Below are 23,084 nucleotides of genomic sequence, written 5' to 3'. Positions count from 1 at the left end.
CATTGGATGCGTTTTCGCCTTGCTATCGTTTCATATCTTTGGTATTCTAATTCTACCGTGCTAGACGGGGAGGTTGCGGTGCCCTGTAACCTGCAATCCGCAATAGCAGGGTTGAATTCCTATCCTAGGTTTTCTTATGTGAGGCTGCCTTATGGCGGCGGTGTTGAGGAGCGGGTCCTGTGCAACGCGAACCCATGAACCTGGTCAGGTCCGGAAGGAAGCAGCCATAAGTGGATCATCGCGTGTGCCGCAGGGTAGCCTGTTCTGAGCTGCTACCATAAGTAACGCTTGGATGAGAATTATCGAAGATAGGTGCACGGTACTTCTATACGAATGTGTAAATAGCATGTTTCCTAATGGGAGCATGCTATTTTTTATTTGCTCGCACAACAAAAATTGGAAACATTGAACTGTGCCAATACGTCTGATAAAGCGAAGAATATTAATCGAGCTAAATCATTTTTTGTTGATTTTTGGCGATAACTAGCGAAACATTTCCACGTGTTTATAGTCTTGTAAGGGCAGGTTTTGCGCACTTTTTCACGAAATTTTCATTATGGTAGAAGTATTCACATCTATGTGGTTTCACATTTAAAGTACGTCATAGGCCAGGGGGGACAAGCTGTGAGTGCATCTTTTTCGTTACATCTCGTAGGCTCGTCCGGACGATTGCAGCGGTTCATGCATCAACTGCCTACTGCCGTTTTATTGGTGAATCAAGCGGGTAGTATCGTGGAAGTCAACGAACAACTGCTTCGTGTAACCGGATATTCACGTGATCAACTTGTGAAACAACCGTTTCAGACGATCCTTCCTTATCAAGGCTCAGCGGAACAACTGTATGAGGAACTTCTGCACAGAGAGGCAGAATCAGGTTCAAACGTCGAGATTGAATGGCGTGATAAACAAGGAAGAAGCAGAAAAACTCCTGTGATGATACTTAGGCAAGAAGAACAGGAGCTGTATCTCATTCATTTATGTCAATTGGTGAAGGAAACCGATCAATCGCTGTCTGAGCGTCTGCTGGGAAAGCTTACTCATGATACAAGTCTGGGCTTGTTCATCTTAGATGAGCATGCCCACATCATCGAAGCCAGTCAGACAGCATGCAAACTGCTTGGCATGGATAGGCTGAATGTGATAAACAAGCATGTGGACCAAGTCTTTTCAGGCATACCCGAACAACATCGTCTGATCAAAAAAGAGCTATTGGAAGGCGTAAAGCTACAAAATATCGCTACTTCATGGACAAACGACAACCAGCGCTATGAACTGATTGTGGATGCGAGTACATTGCAGGACGAATCTGGCAAAACCGTCGGCGCGTTTGTCCTTTTTAAGGATATCACCAATTTGCGATCCTTTGAGCAAAAGATCGAGCGGAATGAACGCCTAGCTATGATTGGACAAATTGCTGCAGGCACTGCCCACGAAATCCGGAATCCGCTCACATCTATCAAAGGATTTTTGCAAATGTTCTTAAAGTCATTCAGTGACAGTGGCATGGATCGGGAAAAAACATATACCGAAATCATGCTGACCGAGATTAACCGGATCAATTCGCTCGTCAGCGAATTTTTACTCTTGAGCAAGCCTCGTGATATTCAATACTGCATGGTGGATCTCAACACCGTCTTTGTCGAAATTCTGCCCATTGTCGAATCACAGGCACTTCTGTACGGGATTGATGTTCGCTTTACCTCGCAAGGGAAGATGCCGATGGTGGTTGGAGACACAGAGCTGTTAAAGCAAGTATTTATCAACATCTGTAAAAATGGGATTGAGGCGATGGGAGAACAGGGGACACTCCAGATTTCTCACCATATCGATCAGGATGGCGATCGGGTGAGCATCGATATTCACGATACGGGACCTGGTATTCCGCTGTACATCATCGACAAGATTTTCGATCCATTTTTTACGACAAAAGAAGAAGGGACAGGGCTTGGATTGTCTGTCTGTCAAAAAATTATCCACGACATCGGTGGACAGATTCGTGTCTCGTCAAAGGGATACGGAACAACCTTTCACATTATGCTGCCGTATCTGTAATAACAGCATGTACCAGAAGCGTCCCGCACACATGTGATGGGGCGTTTTCTTTGTACGAACCACCTCGATAGTGTATAATAAATAGAATATGGAAGAGGACTGTGCAGATGGGGAGTGTCACACGAACATGGCTTATACCGCGCTATATCGCGTATATCGACCACAGACGTTTCAGGATGTAGTCGGACAAGAACATGTGACGATTACTTTGCGTAATGCCTTACGCGAAAGCAGGCTGTCCCACGCCTATTTGTTCAACGGTCCCCGTGGTACGGGTAAGACGAGCGCGGCCAAGATCATGGCCAAAGCAGTCAACTGCGAGCAGCCGATAGACGGCGAGCCGTGTAATCAATGCGAAACATGCAAAGCAATCTCCAATGGTTCCGTGACCGATGTGCTGGAGATTGACGCCGCGTCTAACCGTGGGGTCGAAGAAATCCGTGACATCCGTGACAAAGTGAAATTTGCCCCTAGCGACGTCAGGTACAAGGTGTACATCATTGACGAGGTGCATATGCTGACGACGGAGGCATTCAATGCTTTGTTAAAAACGCTGGAGGAGCCACCGTCACACGTCATTTTTATTTTGGCGACTACAGAGCCGCATAAGCTGCCCGCAACGATCATTTCTCGTTGCCAGCGATTTGATTTTCACCGGATTCCTTTAAAGGTAATGGTTAATCTTCTTCAGAAGATTTGTGAGTCGCAGGGAGTGCGAGTAGAGGAGCAGGCTTTGCAGCTGGTTGCGAAAATGGCAGAAGGCGGTGCGCGTGACGCACTGAGCCTCTTGGACCAGGCAATCAGCTACAGCAAGGATGAGGTTCGGGCAAGTGATATCATGCAAATAACCGGAACGGTGGCCCAAACCTACTTTTCCGTCCTCGCCCACCATATTGTCCATCGCGATGTAGCTCAGGTCATGGAACAGTTTGACCAGGTGATGGTACAGGGCAAGGACCCTGAGCAATTCTTACATGATTTTCTCTACTACTACCGCGATATGCTTCTACTGAAGACGGCTCCTCAGCTCGAAGAGATCGTGGAGCGGACAATGATAGACGATCAGTTCGCTGAAGTGGCAAAGCTTTATACGCTGCCTGATCTGTATGCGACGATTGAGATGTGCAATGCAGCGCTTGCCCAGTTAAAATGGTCAACGTATGCTCGCGTTTTAGTGGAGCTGACACTGGTTAAAATGTGTCAGCCTTCCGCGACTCAAAGCGGGGGGGCAGCTGCAGAGGATGCTGCTCCGATGAACAATGAGGAACTGTCCGGCATGTCCAATCGTATACGTGTATTGGAAGAAAGATTGGCGCAAGTGCTGCAGGGACAGGTAGTGATCCCAGGTCAACCAAATGCAGAAGAACCCCGAAAGGTCGAGCCAAGACGTATTGCGGCAGCTGGTGGCGGCTCTCGTACACCAATTAACCGGGTACGGGAAGTAGCCAAGACGCTCGATGAGAACCTTACGAGACAGGTACGTGGACAATGGAGCCAGATTTTGACGGATTTAAAAAAGGTCAAGATCCAGTACCAAGCATGGCTCGTAAATGGTCAGCCAGTTGCTGCTGGCAGCGACGCTGTCGTGGTCACCTTTAAAAGCCCGATCCACTGTGACAAAACCATGGAGCCTGAGCTTCGGGGCGTAGTTGAGCGTGTCATGTCAAATGCGCTGGGCAGGCCCTTGCAGCTTTTATCCGTCATGGAAGAAGAATGGCAAGGCGTAGATGAGCAGATAGGGCAAAAGGATGAATCTGCCGATGACGGCCAGGACCCCTTTTTAGCTGAGGCAATAAAGCTCGTTGGCGAAGGGCTTGTGGAAGTAAAAGACTAAATCCGTAACAACAATAAGGGAGGAACACCCCAATGAAAAACATGCAGCAAATGCAACAAATGATGAAGCAAGTGAAAAAGATGCAAGAAGAAATGCAAAAAGCGCAAGAGGGCTTGAAGGATAAAATCGTAGAAGGTTCCGCAGGTGGCGGGGCAGTACTTGTGAAAGCAGATGGTCACAAGCAAATTAAAGATATCGTGATCAAGCCAGAGGTAGTAGACCCTGAGGACGTAGAAATGCTGCAAGACCTCGTTTTGACTGCTGTCAACGACGCTCTGCGCAAGGCAGATGAGATGGTAGGCAAAGAAATGGGCAAATTTACTGGAGGCATGAACATCCCAGGCCTGTTTTAATCAGGTAGAGTGTGTAGACAGGTAAAGGAGTAATACGCGATGTTCTATCCAGAACCGGTGTCGAAGCTAATTGAAGGATTTATGAAACTGCCTGGCATTGGTCCCAAGACCGCTGGGCGGCTTGCCTTCTTTGTTCTCAATATGAAGGAAGACGATGTACTGGATCTGGCGAAAGCGCTAGTGAATGCCAAGCGTCAGCTCCACTACTGTTCTGTGTGCAACAACATTACGGATTTGGACCCTTGCCATATTTGTCGCGACAAACGCAGGGACGGATCGATTATTTGTGTTGTACAGGAGCCTAGAGACGTAGTGGCCATGGAAAAAACCAGGGAGTTTGAAGGATACTATCACGTACTTCACGGTGCGATCTCTCCGATGGATGGGATAGGGCCGGAGGATATCCGGATTCCTGATTTGTTAAAGCGTCTGGGCGACGAGCAGGTAAAGGAAGTCATCCTGGCAACAAACCCAAACATCGAAGGCGAAGCCACTGCAATGTACATATCCCGCCTCATCAAGCCTTTTGGGATTCGTGTTACGCGCATTGCACATGGATTGCCGGTAGGTGGAGATTTGGAATATGCGGATGAGGTAACGCTGACCAAGGCACTCGAGGGCAGGCGTGATCTATAGGAACGAAGAGAAGACAGGGTTCTTATACCTGTCTTTTTTCATTTTTCTTTGGAAAAGTGTAAACTCGATAGCGAGATAAAGCTGGAAAGCCGAGGGGGGAAGCGATATGCCGGTCATCCGCATGGAATTTCTGATTCATGCGCCGCAGCAAATCTGCTTTGATGCAGCGAGGAGCATTGATTTACATATGGAGTCTACGGCGAAGACCCGCGAAAGGGCGATCGCTGGTGTGACGAGCGGATTGATTCAACTAGGGGAGTCTGTCACCTGGGAAGCAATCCATTTTGGGATCAAGCAAAATTTGACCGCCAAGATTACCGAGATGGAAGAGCCACGGTATTTTGTTGATGAGATGGTGGCGGGAGCGTTCAAGCGGTTTCGACATGAGCATGAATTTATTCCGTTGGGACAGAGTCAGACTCGGATGCTGGACACGTTTGATTACACCTCTCCCTTTGGGCTGCTTGGTAAAATTGTCGATAGGCTTGTCTTGGAAAAGTACATGACCGATTTTTTACGAACGCGCAATGAGTATATCCAGAGTGTGGCAGAAGCGCAGGCGAAAGATATTCGGTGGCAATAAATGAAGTGGACAAATCAAACGGACTTTTTTGAATGGACGAGACATAGAGTGGGAGTAGGAGCGTGAGGAGATGTTGACAGGACCAGGACTGTTGCTGCGAACAGAGGTACAGCGACAAAAGTCCACTCCGTGGGCGATCATGCTGTTTATTGGATATTGGCTTATGTTTGCAGCAGAGTTTACCATGATTCGTTTTCAGCTGGGTAATGACGGACGATGGATTGTTTCTACAACAGACCAGCCGCCGATGTGGGTATCGCTCCTCATTTTGGCTGTTGTGTTTTGTAGCTTTGTCGTCACAATCGGATTTGTCATCGCCCAATGGAGAGAAAGAAACCAATCTTCTTGGCTCTGGGAAAACCGGGATTTGTCAGGAAATGATGTGATCCACATAGTGGCTTGGATGCATGCCTTTCAAACCGGGGTCCTGCTTTTGTACGGATTTTTTCTGGAGGGTACCATCTTTTCCGAGGGAACGATTGGGGGGACGTTGGAATCTGCATCGTTTCAATTGTTTCTCCTGCTGTTGATACCACTATGGTTCCGAGGTCGTTGGGCAGAAATCGGTCTGACGCGCCCCGTTCGGCTTGGACAGATGATCATCGCGCTTGTGGTGCTGTTTTTTTTCATTTCCAAGGTGTTAGACGTAGCGATTACGAATCCGGTGGCGGACTTTTTTGGACTGTCTCTATCTTCCGAACGGGAGCAACAGATTGAGAATGAAATTTTGCAGGCGAAAGACACGGATTGGCTCGCGTCTATCGCATCGTTTGTCGTTATCGGGATATTGGTGCCGATTGCGGAGGAGGTGCTGTTTCGCGGTGTAGTTCAAACGTTTTTAGTACGTCGCTTGGGGGCTATTCTCGGTATTTTGCTCACCAGTCTCTGGTTCGCGCTGTTGCATATTGATATCGCGTTGTTTGTGCCACTGTTTGTCATTGGACTTGGACTTGGATTTGTCCGGCATCGGTATCAATCAATTTGGGGGGCCGTATTGCTGCATGCAATAAACAATCTGACAGGGGTTCTATACTACTTTAACTAAAGGGGGAACTTATCTGGTGAGCAGGTGGAGGAAGAGGGCGAGTGTTGTTATCGCTTGGGATGCAGAAGAACTGGATGTGGCGGTGAATCAGGCACGCTTGAATTGGCAGCATGCCCGCCATCTCGCAGAAATCAGTGAGCCGGATAGTAGCTTGGACGATGTCATTTACTATTTGCATCTAACCGAAAAACGCTATATGTATCTTCTTGCGCAAGCGAAACGAGAGCGGTATCGGAAGCAAGCCTAGGAGGGAAGCTCATGTCTACAGGGTGGATCATAGCGCTAATCATTATCGGGATCTTACTGCTGATAACGGCAAGCAAGTCTGTTACAGGTCCAATCCGGTGGCTTGGATTTGGGGTCATGCAGCTAGTAATTGGTGCGATTCTTCTGTTTTTTACCAATCTGGTTGGTGAATTGGCCAGCTTTCATATCCCGATCAACCCCGTTACGGCCTTGCTCGCAGGCTTTCTCCGCCTGCCAGGTCTGGCCGCGTTGATTGTCATCAAGCTATGGGTGATGTAGCTTCTATGCTGAAAAGCTCTTCTCATCCATCTGTCAGCAAAAAAGCAACGCCACGGTTCTCGTATTTGACGCGACTGTTACCTGGCTGACGATAGGAAGCGATTAAAGCAATCAGGCGAGGTAGGGCCAGAATCACTGTCGCACCTAGCAGCATCAGGCCGTATTCCTCTGGTAGCCACACAAAAGCACCTGCGGAGATGAGAATACTCCCGGCGAGTACGATGCTCTCGCTGGCACGGAATACCGACATCGGCACGGGAAGAGGGAATCCGGTTCCCCACCACGGGGAGACAAGCATATCGGCAGTCGTTTGAGGCTTCAGCCCGCGCATCGCTGTAAACAGGCGAAAAACGACTAAATGACAAATCGGGACAACGGGGAAAATCGCCAATGTGACGATCAGCTTTAAGACAGGCACATGTAAAACAAGTGAGATTCCGATCAGAGACAAACCGATGAGCAGAAGCTGAAGTAAATAACCGATAGGGTTCCAGCGAAAGCGATAGAGAAGCTTGTAGCTATATATGGTTTGATGCAGGGGTTCTCTCATAGAAGTTACTTCACTTCCTCCAAAACAATTTTCCTTATTATCGCACACTGGGCCGATCTTGAGGAAGCTGGATACGTATCGAAAAACCAAGCTGTTGGTCACCGCCCAACGGCTTTTTTATCATGTCTCGCGTCCGAGCCCGTTGCAGACAAGGTGTATCCAGCGGGGGAATTTCCTGATCTGGTTGCGCCACTGCTCCTAGGTGAAGCTGATTTACGTCATGGGTTCGTCGTTAATGGGTACGATAAAAGGAACGAAATGGTACGGTCGTCGATCGCTCGATACGTTAGAGAGGAGGATATTGTTTGTCTAGCTACATCATGACGCTTCTCACGTCTGCGGACAGAGTTGCTCCACATGTGCAGGAGGATTTGGCTGCATGCGGGATTATATTGAAACCATGGGGAATGGGTGATGTGTTACCCGATGGAGCGGCAGGGCTTCTTGTCGCCCACACGGATCATACTGCGGTTCTACAACGTAGAGATATACGAATGTGCGAGACACCGGGCTTGCTGCTTGTCTATGGAGAAGATATTCCCAAAGGATTTGCGGATACACTAGCCCTAGCAGATACGAACCAAGAAAGCTGGGAAGTAGTCCGAATGGCTTTTTTCTGTGGTGGAGAGCGTGTACTGCTTGGCGGCAATCCAAATGGAGTATGGGTACGCCGACTCTGCCGCCAGCTCGCTCATCACGATCGTATGTCGATGGTATGTCAGAGACGTGAAGTAGATGAAGTTATTCATCAATTGCCACGTTATTTGGCTTGGAAGGAACAGTTCTATTTCGAGCTGGGCGAGGTATGCGACGGGCAACACATTTCATTGCAAAGGGTATCTCGGGCGCTCGGGATGGACACGCGAATTGGCCAACAATGGCTGTATCCAGAGCGAATGGACCATGCAAAAGTGTGCCAGTGGCTTGAGCGGGAGTGCAGGCCTATCCTGCAAAAAGCGAACATGCAGAAAGTTGCTTTGTGGGGGCCGATGTCCCTGTGGAGCCAGATGCCTGCTGATTGGTTGGCTGGTAAAGAGGTTTTCCTCTACGGATGGGAGGACAAGCTATTTCCGAATAACAAATTTCCAGAATGGACAATTTGCAAAAATTGGGAAAAAACGCTTGAAAACACGGATTTACTGGTCATTGGAGGTATAGGTGATAGGCTGGGTGAATTGCCACTGTATCAGCTTGTCCGTCTCATGAGACAGGCGGTAGTAGTGGATGCTGCTGCTACTTTTCCCATCCAGGAAGCCCAGGCCTACTTAAAAGGTTACCGTGCTATCGGCGAAAAGACGAACGTTTGGGAATGATGCTGATTATAATGGGGTATAATGATTGGTAGATTGAGGAAAAGGGCAGGCGTTTACACTATGGAAAAGGTTGCTCAGCGATGTATCGTCTGTGAACTGGAACGCAGCGACGGAATCGCCATCTGTGAGCAGTTTATCTGTCAGAGATGCGAGCAGGAGATGGTAAATACCGACGTACAGGACGAAAAGTACCCGTTCTTTATTCACCAGATGAGGCGTATATGGTTACGAAAAGACGCGTAAAAGATGCGCAAGTGAAAAAAGGCATCGGATGAATCCCCGGTGTCTTTTTTCGTTGCGGAAAAAGCTTGATGAAATCACGTTTTTCTCTTGCCAAATCGTGCTAAAATAGTGGGGGTAAATTAAGAAATAAGGACGTGAGTAGCGCGTGGTGGAGAAAGATGCTGATTTTAGAGAGAGACAAAAGCATGCGCCTTTGTATGAACAGCTAGAACGGCATGCCAAGCGTCGCCCGCACCCATTTCATGTGCCTGGGCACAAGATGGGACATAGCTTTGATAGCCATGCAAAAAATCGGTTTCAGGAAATATTGGAGCTCGATTTGACTGAGATCAGCGGAACAGACGATCTTCATCAACCTACTGGCGTGATTGCAGAAGCGCAGGGACTGGCTGCCGAAGCATTTGCCGCAGATGAGACGAGGTTTCTCATCGGAGGCAGCACGGTAGGCAATGTAGCGCTGATTATGACGGTATGCCGTCCAGGCGATAAAATACTTGTTCAAAGGAACTGCCATAAATCTGTTTATCACGGAATTATCATGGCCAGAGCGACGCCGATCTTTTTGGTGCCGGCTGTCGATTTGGCGACAGGAGTAGCTGCAGGTGTCAGGCGAGAAGACGTGGAACGAGCACTGCACGCCCATCCGGATGCCAAAGCCGTCTTTTTGACCAATCCTACCTATTACGGAATGGGCATTGATTTGGCAAAAATGGCTGCGACCGTCCATCGGTTTGATGTGCCGCTGTTAATCGATGAAGCACATGGCGCACATTATGGCTTTCATTCCGCTTTTCCTCGGTCTGCGATGCAGTCTGGAGCAGATGCAGCCGTGCAGTCCACACACAAGATGGCTACAGCTATGACGATGTCCTCCATGCTTCACATAAAAGGCGATCGGATCGACCGGGCACGGTTGTATCGCCACCTAGCTATGATTCAGTCATCGAGTCCTTCTTACGTGCTCATGGCTTCGCTTGATCTGGCCAGGCGCCATCTGGTACTGGAGGCTTCAAGTGAATGGGACCGGCTTTTGCCGCTTTTGGACAAGCTGCGTGAGCGGGTTGCCAGGCTGGAATGGCTGGAATGGCCTGAGCAAGCGTCGAATAGCGTGTATGCTACACTTGATCCGTTAAAGCTGTTCTTGCATCTGCGCACCTCGCAGCTGAGCGGATTTGCCCTGCATGAGTACATGGAGCGCTTCGGTATTTTTCCTGAGCTGTCCGATGACTCTCATGTACTGCTGGCTGCCTCTTCAGGGACATCGGCACGTGACGTGGAAGCATTGGCGCGACTGCTCGAATCGCTGTCGCCACAGGTAGAGCCAGGGGAAGAGCGAGTGCTTTTGCCTGGTGTCGTGTCTTCCCATTATTTGCGTGAACAGGCTTTGCCGATGTACGAGGCTGTTGACATGCCCCAGGAAACGATTGCTTTGGATCAATCGTTAGGTCGAATTGTAGCGGAGATGGTGATTCCGTATCCTCCGGGCATTCCTGTACTGGTCCCAGGTGAAAGGATGGATGCGGAGGGCCTCGTGATGCTGCAGGAGCTGCGCTCAGGGCAGACTCGTTTCCACGGTGTACAAGACGATCGCCTGCAGACCATACAAGTGTTGCGTTAAAAAACCTCTAGCGAGGAATAAAAAAGGCAAGGGCCTGATTTCAACAGGTGTGGAAGGAGCATGGAAGTGACAACAGGAAAAAAAGGCCGTTTTATTACTGTAGAGGGCGGGGAGGGAGCCGGTAAATCAACAGTTATTGTGCGGTTGTATGAAGAGCTGCTATCTCGTGGCGTGAATGTCATGCTGACCCGTGAGCCTGGCGGAATAAATATTGCTGAGCAAATTCGTGAAATCATTTTAAATCCTGCCCATACAGAAATGAACGAAAGAACGGAAGCGCTTCTGTATGCCGCCGCCAGAAGTCAGCATTTGGCGGAAAAGGTAATCCCGGCGCTGGCGGAAGGAAAGCTGGTGCTTTGCGATCGGTTTATTGACAGCAGCTTGGCTTATCAGGGGCATGCGAGGGGATTGGGCATCGATGCCGTATATGAGATTAACCGTTTTGCGGTCGGGGATTGCATGCCAGAATTGACACTGTTTTTTGATGTACTGCCGGAGACTGGATTGGCGCGAATCAATGCTGCGCGTGGCCGGGAAGTGAACCGGCTCGATCTGGAGGGTATTCGCTTTCATGAACGGGTGCGCGAAGGCTATCAATTAGCGATGGAACTTGATCCAGAGCGCTTTGTTGTCATTGATGCCGAGCAGCCGATGGAGCAGGTGTACCAGGATGCATTGGCTGCCCTAACTGCCCGTTTATAAAAGAAGTTTGATCGCTTTGAACAAGGTTGGCAGTACCGCATTGTAACGTACATGCTGTATAATATGAATAGGCTTTATATCGTACCATGCCTAGATGTTTATCATACAATGAAGAAACCACGCACTTTAAGGGAATGATTACCTGCGGAAAGGGTGATAGCCGATGAAAATGGTAGTTGCGGTCGTCCAGGATAAAGATAGTGGTCGTCTGTCTCAACAACTTGTAAAAAAGGGGTTTCGGGCTACCAAGCTTGCCAGTACAGGCAGTTTTTTACGAGCTGGCAACACGACTTTTTTAATCGGTACGTCTGACGAAAGCGTGCCGGAAGTAATCGACATCATTGCACATAACTGCAAATCCCGCAAACAAATGGTCACTCCCGTTTCTCCTCTCAGTAATGCTGTGGATTCGTTCATGCCGTACCCACTAGAAGTGCAAGTGGGCGGAGCAGCCGTATTTGTACTGGATGTCGGAGAATTCCACTCGTTCTAACCTCTCATGAATGAAATAGTTCCTTCTCTCTTTTTTCGCCGCTTTCGTATATACTTGATCTCACAGGGACAAATCCCTTTTTGGATCAGGGTGCGGAGGTGGCGATTTGAAAATCGGTGACGGATTACGACCGAAACTGGACTTGATCAAAGCTGCGGATTCTCGAAGAAATCCTCAGCTCGAAAAGATGAATTTTGGCACGATGATTCAAGGCGAAGACGAACGAATGTCCCAGGAGCGGTTGAATCGACTTCTGTCAGACATCGATAAGCAGGGGCAGATCCTCGCCCGTTCCAGATCCGTTCGTGACTTCTATTCCTATAAAAACCTCGTCAAGCAGTTCATGGAGGAAGCCGTTAAATACGGTGTTGCCCTGGATGATAGACGTGGAATGAATCGGCGTGGACGCAGCAGGCTCTACAAGATCGTCAAAGAGGTGGATGCGGAGCTGCTCAGATTAACAGACGAACTGCTCAGTGAACAGGCACCGATGATTGATCTGTTGGCCCGGATTGGCGAAATTCGCGGCATGCTGATTAATTTGTACTTTTAGTAGGTGTGAAACATCATGACATGGACTCATTTTTCTCAGCAGCCAAGAGCGGCGGAGCTCTTATACCATAGCTTGCGCAACGAGCGACTGGCCCACGCTTATTTACTGGCCGGTCCCAAAGGCGCGGGAAAGAAGCAGATGGCCCTGCATCTGGCGAAATCCCTTTTTTGTCAGGAGAGGGAGGCGGACGCCTGCGGGGCCTGTGTTACATGTAGACGCATCGAGGGTGGCAATCATCCTGATGTGCTGTTTATTACACCAGATGGCGCTTCTATTAAAATCGATCAGATAAGGGCGCTGCAAAAAGAAATGGCGATGCGGGCCGTTGAGTCCCAGCACAAGGTATACATTATTGAGCACGTTGATAAAATGACGACCCAGGCTGCCAACAGTCTGCTCAAGTTTTTGGAGGAACCACCTGCAGGTGTACTGGCGTTGCTCTTGACGGAGCACAGTCACGCGATGCTTCCAACGATTTTATCCCGATGCCAAATTGTACAATTCTCCCCACTTTCTGCAGATTCGATCGCCGAAGAACTGCGCGCTGATGGGGTTTTAGCAGGAATGGCGCAGGTTGCTTCCCACATTACGACAAATGTGGAAGAGGCCAAGGTGCTCAGCCAATCAGAATCGTTTGCACAGCTAAGAAATCTAGTGATACAATTGGTGCATGAGTGCAAACAACGCAATTCGTCTGCGCTCTTTACCATCCATGATTTGTTGCAAAAGAGCGACAAAATAAAGGAGGAACTACCCCTCTTTTTAGATTTGCTCATCCTTTGGCTGCGCGATATCCTGTACGTGCAAGTAGGCAGGCATGCCCATCTCATTAACAGCGACCAACAGGATGTGCTGCAAGGACAAGCACTGGTATGGACAAAAGCTGAGCTCTTGCACGGGATAGATTTGGTCATGGAAACGAAAAATCGGATAGAGCGAAATGCCAACGCACAGTTGGCTCTTGAGCGGTTGGTTCTTCAAATCCAGGAGGGATAACCCTTGTATGAGGTTGTTGGCGTCCGCTTTAAAAAGGCGGGCAAAATATATTATTTCGACCCTGACCGACTGCCGATAGAGAAGGATTGCACCGTCATTGTTGAAACGGCGCGAGGGGTCGAGTTTGGGAAGGTCGTCATCGGTAAAAAAGAAGTGGCTGATTCCGATGTGGTCTTGCCGCTTAAAAAAGTGATTCGGATGGCAGATGACCGCGATGCCAAGCAGGTTGACGAGAATAAGCAGGCTGCTAAGAACGCATTTGCAGTATGTCAGACGAAGATCAAGGAACACAAGCTCGACATGAAGCTGGTCGATGTGGAATACACATTTGACCGCAACAAGATCATTTTTTATTTTACTGCTGATGGAAGAGTTGATTTCCGTGAGCTGGTCAAAGATTTGGCTTCCGTATTCCGCACGCGTATCGAGCTGCGTCAAATCGGTGTACGTGATGAAGCAAAAATGCTCGGCGGCATCGGTCCGTGTGGTCGATTGCTGTGCTGTTCGACGTTCCTCGGTGATTTTGAGCCTGTATCGATCAAAATGGCCAAGGACCAAAACCTTTCGTTGAATCCAGCCAAAATCTCTGGTCTGTGTGGCCGGTTGATGTGCTGTTTAAAATACGAGAACGACAACTATGAAAGCACGCGCGACGAAATGCCTGATGTTGGAAAAATGGTGACCACCCCGATGGGGAATGGACGCGTTGTGTCTGTTAACGTACTGGACCAATCCGTCCAAGTAGAGCTTTCGATCGACAAAAAGGTCACAGAGTTTGGACTTGATGAGATTGCGATAGGGCTCCCCACTTTTGAATAAGCAGTGGGGGTAGGGGAGAGGTGAGCTAGTGGACAAACGGGAAATCTTCGTCAAAATGGCGAGCATTGAAGAACGTATTGGGGACCTGTATAAAGAGATTGGTGAGTTGAAAGACGTCATCGTCGTTTTGATGGAGGAAAATGCCCAATTACTCGTTGAAAACCAGCACCTTCGCAACCGACTGGACAGAAAGAAGACAGGGTCCCAAACGAAACAAAAGGGAACAAGCCCTGTTGCGAAGGAGAAAGCCAAAAAGGCAGTAGTCGGAGAAGGATATGACAATCTGGCTCGTCTGTACGCAGAAGGATTCCACATCTGCAATGTGCATTTCGGAAGCTTACGAAAAGAAGGAGATTGCCTCTTCTGTCTCTCGTTCCTGAGCGGAGGCCCTCAAAAATAAACGGTGTGTAAGGAAAAGCGACCTGGACCACGTGTCAGGTCGCTTTTTCAAAGAGACGCAGAAATAAAAGGAGTAGAAAGCAACAGATGGAACCTGTCACAGGCGTGCCGCTTTTTGAATCAGAGCGCATCGACGATTTATTGACACACGAGCTGAAAATAATTCAAAGCCATGAAGTATTTTGCTTTTCGATGGATGCCGTACTGCTGGCGCGCTTTGCTTCCGTACCGAAAAGAGGACGAATCCTGGATTTTTGCACGGGCAATGGTGCGATTCCGTTAATAATGACGACACGGACACCAGAGGCAAAATTTGAAGGAATCGAAATCCAAGAGCGGTTGTTTAGCATGGCGAGCCGCAATGTAGTGCTAAACGGGCTGGAAGAGCGAATTACGATGCACCACGGCGATGTTAAAGACGCGGTTTCGCGCTTTGGCCATGGCAAGTTTGATTTGATTACGTGCAATCCGCCGTATATGCCAGCAACAAGTGGAGAAAAAAACATCAGCGAGCACTTCGCCATTGCGCGGCACGAAATTATGCTTTCCCTGGAGGACGTGATCCGGGTAGGCAGTCAGCTGCTGAAAAACGGTGGCAAGCTGGCGATGGTTCATCGTTCTACTCGCTTGATCGATATCATTTCATTGATGCGCCAATACGGGATCGAGCCCAAGCGGATGCGGCTTGTATATCCGCGCAGAGAAGCGGAACCAAACATGGTCCTCATTGAGGGGATGAGGGGCGGCAAGCCGGAGCTCAGAATTGGTTCGCCGTTGATTGTCTACGAAAATGGAGAGGAATACTGTGAAGAACTGCAAGAAATCTATTTCGGAAGACGCGATTCCCTCCTATAAAAGTCATTTTGTCTACATGCTGTCCTGTGCAGACAACAGTCTGTACACCGGCTACACTACCGAGCTGTTGAGGCGCATTCGTATGCACAACGAGGGCAAGGGTGCGAAATACACGCGTGGACGTGGGCCGGTAGAGCTGCTTTATTGGGAAGAAGGGACAGATCGCTCCTGGGGATTGAAGCGTGAGGAAGCAATCAAACGACTGCCCCGCCCAAAAAAGGAAGAGTTGATTGCCGCATTGCATGATCGACTGAATAAAGCCAGTCAAAATAGTGTCGAAGAATTCGATGCCACAGTCGGAGGGAGGGACTCACGATGAATGTGCAACGCAGTTTTGCTGCTGAAGAAACAGGTGTCCTTTATCTGGTGGCAACACCTATTGGAAATCTGGATGATATCACGGTCCGCTGTCTGGAAACATTGCGAGCTGTCGATGTCATTGCTTGTGAAGATACGCGCCAGACGAGAAAGCTGCTCAATCATTTTCAAATTGAAAAACGAACGGTGAGCTATCACGAGCATAATAAGGAAGCAAGTGGCAGCGGACTGTTGCAATGGCTCGCAGAGGGTAAAAAAATTGCCTTGGTAAGTGATGCGGGCTTGCCAGCTATATCTGACCCTGGAGCCGAGCTGGTGCGTGATGCAACTGAGGCAGGCTATCCGGTAATCCCGGTTCCGGGAGCCAATGCAGCTTTGACTGCGCTGATTGCATCAGGCTTGCCGACAGAGCGCTTTGTATTTTGCGGATTCATAGGACGCGAAAACAAGGAGCGGCGCGAGGAGCTGGAACGGCTCAAGCGATATCCGGAGACTTTGATTTTTTATGAAGCGCCGCATCGTATTGAAAAGACATTGACCGCGATTCACGAAGCGTGGGGAAATCGCCGCGCTGTTTTGGCGAGAGAGCTTACCAAGCGCTACGAAGAGTTTGTCCGTGGAACGCTGGACGAGCTGATCGGATGGCTGCAAGAGGGTGAAGCGCGAGGCGAGTTTTGTTTGATAGTAGAAGGGTACACAGGGCCTTTAGAAGATGACCCCGATGAAGCTTTGTGGTGGACTGCACTCAGCGTTGTGGAGCATGTCGATCATTACTGCACACAGGGTATGACAAAAAAGGAAGCAATCAAGCAGGCTGCTGATGATCGAAATGTTGCGAAGCGGGATATATATAACGAATACCACCGTCATTCGGAGGATGAGTAGAGCTGACCAAATTGGGTCAGCTTTTTTTGTACTATCGGAAAGTATAAAATTCTAAGGAAGATAGTATAAGCGCAACTAAGGCCCCGCCTGCGCCAAAAGGCTTGGCAAAGCCAAGTTTTCTAAACGTATAAGAATTTATAAGCGCAATGCTTATGAATTCTGGAGCGCATAAAAACCAACCGCTAAAACGCGGTCGCTCCTCCATGAAAAGTCCTCGATAGAGGTTTTTTTATGCAGATGCGAGTAAACGTGATACAAAAAAGCCTTCAAAGGGCTTGTCCACCTTCGAAGGCTTTGGTATATGTAAAGACTAAAATTAGCGTTTTACAACTGGCATTTCAGTCAGACAGTCTTGGCAAACAATTTTACCTTTAAAATGAGATACTCGATCAGCGTTACCACAGAAGATGCATGCAGGCTCGTACTTTTTCAAGATGATGCGCTCGCCATCTACGTAGATTTCCAAAGCGTCTTTTTCAGCGATGCCCAGTGTACGGCGCAATTCGATTGGAATAACTACACGGCCCAACTCGTCCACTTTACGAACAATACCTGTTGATTTCATCATAATGATTTCTCCTCCTAAATTGTGGATATGTCGATCCTATTGGTACGCGTATATTGTTAATCGTCAATATTCGACATTTTCTGTTGGAATCATCATACCAGCGATTCCCAAAGGTGTCAACATCATTTTGACAATTCTTTGAAAAGAAAAGTGTTTTTTGAAAATGAAAAGATTGATATACCAACGTTTATTCGGTCGACTTCAACAATATGGAAAATTTTATGGATAAAATTTACTGGGATTATAGCCTGAAATTTAAGTCGTATTATGTCGAATTATATAGAGCTAGTTCGACAAATAAACCTTATTTTCCCGTTAGGTCCTTTTTTTGTAACCATAATTTGTCGAATACGCAATTTTTCCTTATCCGTAAAAAGGCGCAAGGAGGATGTTTACAAAACATTGCGGTCGTGTACAATAGAGGATAAATGAGGCATTTCTATAGCAAACGACCATGATGGGAAGAGTAAGCGGATACTCCTTATTCCAGAGAGCCGGGCTAGCTGAAAACCGGTATAAGCGAGCATGCTGAACATGGACCCTGAGTCCTGTTGATGAATGAGCGACGGCTTGACTGTTCGCAGTAGTCTACAGCGTATGCCCACGTTACGGGTCGAGTCCCTTTTGACTCACCAAGTCCATTTTCCGTGAGGGAATGGAGCTTTTGGGTGGTACCGCGAGATAGAGCTCGCCCCAATTTATTTGGGGTGGGCTTTTCCTTTTTTTTAAAACGTAAATAGGAGGAGTTATGTTGCAATGAAACCGACTTATTACATTACCACACCGATTTATTATCCAAGCAACAAGCTGCACATTGGGAATGCCTACACCACGATTGCATGTGACGCGTTGGCACGATTCAAACGTCTGCAGGGCTATGATGTTTACTACCTGACAGGAACAGATGAGCATGGTCAAAAGCTCCAGGAGCGTGCAGCCGAGGATGGCAAGCAGCCACTGGAATTTATTGATCCGATTGTCGATTGGATTAAAGACTTGTGGAACAAACTCGATATTTCTTATGACGATTTTATTCGTACGACACAGCCTCGCCACAAAGACGTGGTACAAAAAGTATTCCAGCGCTTGCTCGATCAGGGAGATATTTATTTGGGCGAGTACGAAGGATATTACTGTATACCGGACGAGGCGTTTTGGACGGAAACACAATGTAAGACCGACAAAGGCTACATTTGTCCTGATTGCGGACGTGAAGTGAAGAAAGTAAAAGAGAAAAACTACTTCTTCCGCATGTCGAAATATCAAGACAGACTGCTTCAGCATATCGAGGCGAATCCTGAGTTTATCCAGCCAGAGAGCCGCCGCAACGAAATGATCAACAACTTTCTGAAGCCAGGACTGCAGGATTTGTCTGTTTCTCGCAGCACATTCGACTGGGGAATTAAAGTACCAAGCGATCCAGAGCATGTCATTTACGTATGGATCGATGCTTTGACCAACTACATTTCTGCGCTTGGCTATCTGTCCGATGATGACAGCAAATATCGCCGCTTCTGGCCAGCCAATGTCCACATGGTAGGAAAGGACATTTTGCGCTTCCATACGATTTACTGGCCGATTCTGTTGATGGCTCTCGATGTTCCGCTGCCAAAACAAATCTTTGGTCATGGCTGGCTCTTGATGCCAGACGGAAAAATGTCCAAATCAAAAGGGAACGTGATTGATCCGAAGCTGTTAATTGACCGTTATGGTTCTGACGGTGTTCGTTACTTCCTGCTTCGTGAAATCAACTTTGGTCAAGACGGTATCTTCACGCCTGAATCGTTTGTCCAACGTTTGAACTATGATCTGGCAAATGACATCGGCAACCTTTTGAGCCGTACTGCAACCATGATCGAAAAATACTTCGATGGCGTTGTTCCTGCTGCCCAGGATGCGGGCGAGCCGGATGACAGCCTGATTTCTCTGGCGGTGAAAACTAAAGGACTGGTTGAAGAGCATATGGAAGAAATGCGCTTCAGCAACGCGCTGGCTCACATCTGGGAGCTGGTGGGAAGAACGAATAAATACATCGACGAAACAATGCCGTGGAACCTCGCGAAGTCCGAGGAAACAAAAGGGCGCCTGGCGACTGTTATGTATAATCTCGCAGAAAGCATTCGGATCAGCTCCGTGCTCATTCAGCCGTTTATGACCAAAGCACCGACGAAAATTTGGGACCAATTGGGTATTTTGGGTAATGCCGAAGCGACAAGCTGGGAATCCGCAGGCGTATGGGGTGGACTGCCAGCAGGCAGCACTGTTAGCCGTAAAGAGCTCTTGTTCCCACGTCTGGATGTTCAAGCCGAGCTGGCATTCATCGATGATTCGACAGCAGAGGCACGCCGCCAGGCAGAAGAAAATAAGAAAAAGCAAGACGCGTTGAAAGGGGAGCCAGCTGTGAGTGAAACAACTGCAAACCAAACTGAAGCAGCCCAAGCTGAAAAGCCGGCAGATGCCAAAGACGAGATCGGCATCGATGATTTTGGCAAAGTAGAGCTGCGCGTAGCACAGGTAGTAGAATGTGCGAAGCATCCGAATGCAGATAAGCTGCTGATTCTCCAATTGGATCTCGGTTATGAAAAGCGTCAGGTTGTTTCTGGGATTGCCAAGTACTACACGCCGGAAGAAATGGTGGGCAAAAAAGTTATTCTGGTTGCCAACCTCAAGCCAGTAAAACTGCGTGGCGAAATGTCCCAAGGCATGATTTTGGCAGCATCTGCAGGCGATCAGCTGACACTTGCTACAGTAGACGAGGGTATGCCAAACGGAGCAATCGTGAAGTAACAAGGGGCAGGAAAGGAAGGACCAGCTGTGTTATTTGAAACGCACGCGCATTTAAATGCAAAGGAATTTGATGAGGATCGGGAAGAAGTCATCGCCCGCGCGCAAGAAAATGGCGTCAGTACGATTGTGAACATCGGATTTAATGCAGAGACGATCCCGACCTGCATGGAGCTGGCAGAAGCCCATGATTTTATCTACGCAGTCATCGGCTGGCACCCGCAAGACGCCAAGGACATGACTGATGAGCATCTGGAGTGGATCGAGGAGCTGAGTCGTCATCCAAAAGTCGTAGGCTTGGGTGAGATGGGTCTTGATTACTACTGGGACACATCACCGAAGGATGTTCAGGCAGAGGTGTTTCGCAAGCAGATACGTCTTGCGCGCAAGCTCGATATGCCGATCATTATTCACAACCGGGATGCCCATCAGGACGTTTTGACCATTTTGAAAGAAGAGAAGGCAGCAGATGTGGGCGGGATCATGCACTGCTTCTCCGGTAGCTGGGAAACAGCCAAGCTCGCTCTCGATATGAACTTCTATATTTCGTTCGGGGGACCACTTACTTTTAAAAATGCCAAGCAGCCAAAAGAAGTAGCGGCCAAAGTACCACAGGACAAGCTATTGATAGAAACAGATTGCCCATATCTCACGCCGCATCCGTTCCGTGGCAAGCGAAATGAGAGTGGCTACGTCCGCTATGTCTGCGAGGAGATGGCGAACATTCGTGGCTTGTCTTACGAGGAAATGGCGCAAATTACTACTGACAATGCCAAGCGTTTGTTTCGATTAAGCAAATAAGTAAAAGCGGGAAATCACGGCTGTCGTGGATTTCCCGCTTTTTTGTCGTTGTTCTACTCCTTTTTATCGACGCATACCATGAACAATGTGTCGAACGATTATTGTCCATCCGACACGTGCTCTCGACAGGAACCTGCTACCATTCGCCATTGGTTTTTTGCTAGTCTGGTTCCATTATCGCTTCGGCCAAGGTAGGGGAAATTTGACAAAGCCGGGAAGATAACATACAATCAAATCCGACCTTAATTAGTACCGGCCACTTCCAGAATATTAGTGCAATTACATCGACCCTTACCTGGCTAGACAGGAAAAGCCAACGCGCTTTTCTAGGAAAAGGAGTGTGGGAAATGGAGTTACGCGCAATTTGGGAAAGGTATAAGAATCGGGGGCTTGTCTTTTTCGGCTGCCTTGCTCTTGTGCTGGTTCCCATGATTGGCTATTTCTCTGCCCAGGCTACCCAGCCAAAACAGGTCACTTTTTCGTTGGACGGAGAAAGTAAGACGGTAGCTACCAAAGCAAAGACCGTCGAGCAGTTCTTAACCGAGAGAAGCATTACGGTAACGGAAAAGGATTCCCTTCAACCGACACCTCAGACGAAGCTAACAGACGGAGCAATAATTACCTTACATACAACCTGGTCAATACCAGTCCAGGTTGACGGGCAGACAAAAGTGATACAGACACTCAATCGCGATGTAGCTGGTGCGTTGAAGGACGGCGGCATTGCGCTTAGTGAAAAGGACCGGGTAGAACCGGCCTTGACCGCATCGTTGACCAAAGATTCTGCGATAAGCATCAAGCGCGTTGTGGAGCAGACGGTCGATGTGGAGGAGAAAGTTGCTTTTCAGGAAATACGCAAGAATGATCCCTCGTTAGAAAAGGGCAAGTCCCGTGTGTTACAAAGCGGGCAAGAAGGTAAGGCAATTGCACACTACAAGCTGGTCATGGAAGATGGGAAGGAGGTCTCCCGTGAACTGGTTTCAAGAGACGTACTTGCACCAAAGAAGGACCATGTGATCGCTGTCGGAACTGCAGTCCCAGCACTCCAAACGGATGATAAATCACAACGGGTCTTGGTCGCTTCAGCAGGTATGGTTTCTCGTGGTGGAAAAGTGTTTAGGCCGAAAAAAGTACTGACTGGTGTTACTCTAACTGCCTATTCACCATCAGGTGGAGGCAAACATCCTAGCTCGCCGGGCTATGGTCGAACGGCGACAGGGGTAAAGGCTAAGGCAGGTCATACGATTGCTGTAGATCCAAAGGTCATTCCATATGGATGGTGGGTCTACATTGACGGAGTAGGGTATCGTCGAGCAGAAGATACGGGTGGCGCTATGCGTGGTGGTAAGATTGACGTATTTGTTGGCACAGAATCGGAAGCGGTCCAGTTTGGCCGCAAGCGCAACAAAACCGTTTACATTATAGGTCCGCAGAAGCCGTAGGACAGGAGCGATTGCTCCTGTCTTTCCGTTTTTTAGCCAGTCATGATAAGCTGAATACTAGTAAGACGGTCCAGGGCCCAAAAACGTTTCACCCTTTTTGGGCTTTGGGCTTGGTTTTTTTGGCACACTAGTACCATACGGATTTTTGTACGAAAGTGGGAGCACATGATGAAGATCAAAGAAGTCATCGTGGTAGAGGGAAGAGACGATACCGCTGCAATCAAGAGGGCGGTCAAAGCGGATACGATTGAGACGGGCGGCTCTGCCATCCATACAAGAACGATCGAGAAAATCAGACTCGCGCAGCAAAAGCGCGGTGTTATCATTTTTACGGACCCTGATTATCAGGGGGAGCGCATCCGCAAAATTATTAGCCGTCAGGTGCCTGGCTGCAAGCATGCCTTTATCACACAGGAGGACGGCACCAAAAAAGGCGATATCGGGGTCGAGAACGCCTCTGACGAAGTTATCATTCGTGCACTGTCAGAAGTGCGTACAGAGATGGCAGAAACGGCAGGAGAGATTACGGCAGACGATATGCTCGAAAACGGACTGACGTCAGGTCCAGACTCCAAGGAGCGCCGTATAAAGCTGGGAGAGGCTCTTGGCATCGGATACGCAAATGCGAAGCAGATGTTGCAGCGACTAAACGCTTTCCAGATCAATCGAGAAGAATTTGAAGCGGCTATGAAAGCCATTAACAAAGAGAGGGAGTAA

At 48.5% G+C, this 23,084-nt stretch carries 26 protein-coding genes, 1 other RNA gene and 1 other annotated feature; of the genes, 25 read left to right on the top strand and 2 right to left on the bottom strand.

What is annotated here, in order from left to right; translation table 11 throughout:
- Window positions 1-55 precede the first annotated feature (55 nt).
- From ffs to C3B52_RS28950, 9 genes are all read left to right on the top strand, one after another.
- An RNA gene (gene ffs / locus C3B52_RS28990) (signal recognition particle sRNA large type) lies at window positions 56-320 on the top strand.
- Between the two features lie 304 nt (window positions 321-624).
- Entirely contained in the window at window positions 625-2,052 is a 1,428-nt protein-coding gene (locus C3B52_RS28985) for a PAS domain-containing sensor histidine kinase (RefSeq protein ID WP_103109838.1), read from the top strand.
- Window positions 2,053-2,179: 127 nt separating this feature from the next.
- Window positions 2,180-3,886, top strand: a complete 1,707-nt coding sequence (gene dnaX, locus C3B52_RS28980) for a DNA polymerase III subunit gamma/tau (RefSeq protein ID WP_103109837.1) — start codon at window positions 2,180-2,182, stop codon at window positions 3,884-3,886.
- Between the two features lie 41 nt (window positions 3,887-3,927).
- A complete protein-coding gene (locus C3B52_RS28975) occupies window positions 3,928-4,239 on the top strand; it encodes a YbaB/EbfC family nucleoid-associated protein (RefSeq protein WP_103109893.1) in 312 nt (103 codons plus the stop codon).
- 39 nt (window positions 4,240-4,278) lie between these two features.
- Window positions 4,279-4,875: a recombination mediator RecR gene (recR, locus tag C3B52_RS28970; protein ID WP_049742884.1), complete on the top strand. Its 597-nt coding sequence runs from the start codon at window positions 4,279-4,281 to the stop codon at window positions 4,873-4,875.
- 106 nt (window positions 4,876-4,981) lie between these two features.
- The gene (locus tag C3B52_RS28965; protein WP_103109836.1) at window positions 4,982-5,458 is read left to right on the top strand and encodes an SRPBCC family protein; all 477 of its coding nucleotides are present in this window, start codon (window positions 4,982-4,984) and stop codon (window positions 5,456-5,458) included.
- A gap of 70 nt (window positions 5,459-5,528) precedes the next feature.
- Window positions 5,529-6,503, top strand: coding sequence for a CPBP family intramembrane glutamic endopeptidase (locus C3B52_RS28960; RefSeq protein WP_103109835.1), 975 nt, complete (start codon window positions 5,529-5,531; stop codon window positions 6,501-6,503).
- A 16-nt stretch (window positions 6,504-6,519) separates the two neighbouring features.
- A complete protein-coding gene (locus C3B52_RS28955) occupies window positions 6,520-6,750 on the top strand; it encodes a DUF2508 family protein (protein WP_103109834.1) in 231 nt (76 codons plus the stop codon).
- 11 nt (window positions 6,751-6,761) lie between these two features.
- Entirely contained in the window at window positions 6,762-7,028 is a 267-nt protein-coding gene (locus C3B52_RS28950; protein ID WP_103109833.1) for a pro-sigmaK processing inhibitor BofA family protein, read from the top strand.
- Between the two features lie 22 nt (window positions 7,029-7,050).
- On the opposite strand, the gene C3B52_RS28945 is transcribed toward C3B52_RS28950, so the two are convergent.
- Entirely contained in the window at window positions 7,051-7,578 is a 528-nt protein-coding gene (locus C3B52_RS28945; RefSeq protein WP_103109832.1) for a hypothetical protein, read from the bottom strand.
- A 305-nt stretch (window positions 7,579-7,883) separates the two neighbouring features.
- Here C3B52_RS28945 and C3B52_RS28935 point away from each other — a divergent pair, with 305 nt between their 5' ends.
- The 12 genes from C3B52_RS28935 to rsmI all read left to right on the top strand — a co-directional run bounded on the left by C3B52_RS28935 (window position 7,884) and on the right by rsmI (window position 16,772).
- Window positions 7,884-8,891, top strand: coding sequence for a hypothetical protein (locus tag C3B52_RS28935; RefSeq protein ID WP_103109830.1), 1,008 nt, complete (start codon window positions 7,884-7,886; stop codon window positions 8,889-8,891).
- 60 nt (window positions 8,892-8,951) lie between these two features.
- Window positions 8,952-9,134, top strand: a complete 183-nt coding sequence (locus C3B52_RS28930) for a sigma factor G inhibitor Gin (protein ID WP_049742915.1) — start codon at window positions 8,952-8,954, stop codon at window positions 9,132-9,134.
- A gap of 145 nt (window positions 9,135-9,279) precedes the next feature.
- The gene (locus C3B52_RS28925; RefSeq protein WP_103109829.1) at window positions 9,280-10,752 is read left to right on the top strand and encodes an aminotransferase class I/II-fold pyridoxal phosphate-dependent enzyme; all 1,473 of its coding nucleotides are present in this window, start codon (window positions 9,280-9,282) and stop codon (window positions 10,750-10,752) included.
- Window positions 10,753-10,812: 60 nt separating this feature from the next.
- Window positions 10,813-11,454, top strand: coding sequence for a dTMP kinase (gene tmk, locus C3B52_RS28920; protein ID WP_103109828.1), 642 nt, complete (start codon window positions 10,813-10,815; stop codon window positions 11,452-11,454).
- Between the two features lie 163 nt (window positions 11,455-11,617).
- Window positions 11,618-11,947, top strand: a complete 330-nt coding sequence (locus C3B52_RS28915) for a cyclic-di-AMP receptor (RefSeq protein WP_007719896.1) — start codon at window positions 11,618-11,620, stop codon at window positions 11,945-11,947.
- 106 nt (window positions 11,948-12,053) lie between these two features.
- Window positions 12,054-12,500: a YaaR family protein gene (locus C3B52_RS28910; RefSeq protein ID WP_103109827.1), complete on the top strand. Its 447-nt coding sequence runs from the start codon at window positions 12,054-12,056 to the stop codon at window positions 12,498-12,500.
- Window positions 12,501-12,515: 15 nt separating this feature from the next.
- A complete protein-coding gene (holB, locus tag C3B52_RS28905) occupies window positions 12,516-13,496 on the top strand; it encodes a DNA polymerase III subunit delta' (protein WP_103109826.1) in 981 nt (326 codons plus the stop codon).
- A gap of 3 nt (window positions 13,497-13,499) precedes the next feature.
- Window positions 13,500-14,315: a PSP1 domain-containing protein gene (locus tag C3B52_RS28900; RefSeq protein ID WP_103109825.1), complete on the top strand. Its 816-nt coding sequence runs from the start codon at window positions 13,500-13,502 to the stop codon at window positions 14,313-14,315.
- A gap of 28 nt (window positions 14,316-14,343) precedes the next feature.
- Window positions 14,344-14,715: a DNA replication initiation control protein YabA gene (gene yabA, locus C3B52_RS28895; protein ID WP_103109824.1), complete on the top strand. Its 372-nt coding sequence runs from the start codon at window positions 14,344-14,346 to the stop codon at window positions 14,713-14,715.
- Window positions 14,716-14,801: 86 nt separating this feature from the next.
- Window positions 14,802-15,569, top strand: coding sequence for a tRNA1(Val) (adenine(37)-N6)-methyltransferase (locus tag C3B52_RS28890; protein ID WP_103109823.1), 768 nt, complete (start codon window positions 14,802-14,804; stop codon window positions 15,567-15,569).
- Window positions 15,505-15,888, top strand: a complete 384-nt coding sequence (locus C3B52_RS28885) for a GIY-YIG nuclease family protein (RefSeq protein ID WP_103109822.1) — start codon at window positions 15,505-15,507, stop codon at window positions 15,886-15,888. Before C3B52_RS28890 ends, C3B52_RS28885 begins: the two co-directional genes overlap by 65 nt.
- Complete coding sequence (gene rsmI / locus C3B52_RS28880; RefSeq protein ID WP_103109821.1) at window positions 15,885-16,772, top strand: 16S rRNA (cytidine(1402)-2'-O)-methyltransferase; 888 nt, start codon at window positions 15,885-15,887, stop codon at window positions 16,770-16,772. The genes C3B52_RS28885 and rsmI overlap by 4 nt, the downstream gene beginning before the upstream one ends.
- A gap of 316 nt (window positions 16,773-17,088) precedes the next feature.
- On the opposite strand, the gene C3B52_RS28875 is transcribed toward rsmI, so the two are convergent.
- Window positions 17,089-17,340: an AbrB/MazE/SpoVT family DNA-binding domain-containing protein gene (locus tag C3B52_RS28875; protein WP_049742869.1), complete on the bottom strand. Its 252-nt coding sequence runs from the start codon at window positions 17,338-17,340 to the stop codon at window positions 17,089-17,091.
- A gap of 445 nt (window positions 17,341-17,785) precedes the next feature.
- Window positions 17,786-18,039: a binding site (T-box leader), on the top strand.
- Between the two features lie 57 nt (window positions 18,040-18,096).
- On the opposite strand from C3B52_RS28875, the gene metG reads away from it, so the two are divergent.
- The 4 genes from metG (at window position 18,097) to rnmV (ending at window position 23,084) form a co-directional block, all read left to right on the top strand.
- Entirely contained in the window at window positions 18,097-20,127 is a 2,031-nt protein-coding gene (gene metG, locus C3B52_RS28870; RefSeq protein ID WP_103109820.1) for a methionine--tRNA ligase, read from the top strand.
- A 27-nt stretch (window positions 20,128-20,154) separates the two neighbouring features.
- Window positions 20,155-20,925 (top strand): TatD family hydrolase, encoded by a 771-nt coding sequence (locus tag C3B52_RS28865; protein WP_103109819.1) that lies wholly within the window; start codon window positions 20,155-20,157, stop codon window positions 20,923-20,925.
- 347 nt (window positions 20,926-21,272) lie between these two features.
- Window positions 21,273-22,367, top strand: a complete 1,095-nt coding sequence (locus tag C3B52_RS28860; RefSeq protein ID WP_103109818.1) for a 3D domain-containing protein — start codon at window positions 21,273-21,275, stop codon at window positions 22,365-22,367.
- A gap of 168 nt (window positions 22,368-22,535) precedes the next feature.
- Window positions 22,536-23,084: a ribonuclease M5 gene (gene rnmV, locus C3B52_RS28855; protein WP_103109892.1), complete on the top strand. Its 549-nt coding sequence runs from the start codon at window positions 22,536-22,538 to the stop codon at window positions 23,082-23,084.

The organism is Brevibacillus reuszeri, assembly GCF_002897295.1.
Classification (GTDB): Bacteria; Bacillota; Bacilli; order Brevibacillales; family Brevibacillaceae; genus Brevibacillus; species Brevibacillus reuszeri_A.
Note: the sequence above shows the minus strand (reverse complement) of the source record. Positions and strands in the feature narration are given on the sequence as shown.

What these genes read in the sequence shown, in the direction of transcription:
- C3B52_RS28875 (WP_049742869.1), bottom strand. Translation starts at nt 17,340, where the DNA reads ATGATGAAATCAACAGGTATTGTTCGTAAAGTGGACGAGTTGGGCCGT.
- C3B52_RS28950 (WP_103109833.1), top strand. Translation starts at nt 6,762, where the DNA reads ATGTCTACAGGGTGGATCATAGCGCTAATCATTATCGGGATCTTACTG.
- C3B52_RS28975 (WP_103109893.1), top strand. Translation starts at nt 3,928, where the DNA reads ATGCAGCAAATGCAACAAATGATGAAGCAAGTGAAAAAGATGCAAGAA.
- C3B52_RS28915 (WP_007719896.1), top strand. Translation starts at nt 11,618, where the DNA reads ATGAAAATGGTAGTTGCGGTCGTCCAGGATAAAGATAGTGGTCGTCTG.
- C3B52_RS28860 (WP_103109818.1), top strand. Translation starts at nt 21,273, where the DNA reads ATGGAGTTACGCGCAATTTGGGAAAGGTATAAGAATCGGGGGCTTGTC.
- C3B52_RS28945 (WP_103109832.1), bottom strand. Translation starts at nt 7,578, where the DNA reads ATGAGAGAACCCCTGCATCAAACCATATATAGCTACAAGCTTCTCTAT.
- C3B52_RS28890 (WP_103109823.1), top strand. Translation starts at nt 14,802, where the DNA reads ATGGAACCTGTCACAGGCGTGCCGCTTTTTGAATCAGAGCGCATCGAC.
- C3B52_RS28930 (WP_049742915.1), top strand. Translation starts at nt 8,952, where the DNA reads ATGGAAAAGGTTGCTCAGCGATGTATCGTCTGTGAACTGGAACGCAGC.
- dnaX (WP_103109837.1), top strand. Translation starts at nt 2,180, where the DNA reads ATGGCTTATACCGCGCTATATCGCGTATATCGACCACAGACGTTTCAG.
- C3B52_RS28960 (WP_103109835.1), top strand. Translation starts at nt 5,529, where the DNA reads ATGTTGACAGGACCAGGACTGTTGCTGCGAACAGAGGTACAGCGACAA.
- C3B52_RS28965 (WP_103109836.1), top strand. Translation starts at nt 4,982, where the DNA reads ATGCCGGTCATCCGCATGGAATTTCTGATTCATGCGCCGCAGCAAATC.
- tmk (WP_103109828.1), top strand. Translation starts at nt 10,813, where the DNA reads ATGGAAGTGACAACAGGAAAAAAAGGCCGTTTTATTACTGTAGAGGGC.
- rsmI (WP_103109821.1), top strand. Translation starts at nt 15,885, where the DNA reads ATGAATGTGCAACGCAGTTTTGCTGCTGAAGAAACAGGTGTCCTTTAT.
- holB (WP_103109826.1), top strand. Translation starts at nt 12,516, where the DNA reads ATGACATGGACTCATTTTTCTCAGCAGCCAAGAGCGGCGGAGCTCTTA.
- C3B52_RS28885 (WP_103109822.1), top strand. Translation starts at nt 15,505, where the DNA reads ATGGAGAGGAATACTGTGAAGAACTGCAAGAAATCTATTTCGGAAGAC.
- rnmV (WP_103109892.1), top strand. Translation starts at nt 22,536, where the DNA reads ATGAAGATCAAAGAAGTCATCGTGGTAGAGGGAAGAGACGATACCGCT.
- metG (WP_103109820.1), top strand. Translation starts at nt 18,097, where the DNA reads ATGAAACCGACTTATTACATTACCACACCGATTTATTATCCAAGCAAC.
- recR (WP_049742884.1), top strand. Translation starts at nt 4,279, where the DNA reads ATGTTCTATCCAGAACCGGTGTCGAAGCTAATTGAAGGATTTATGAAA.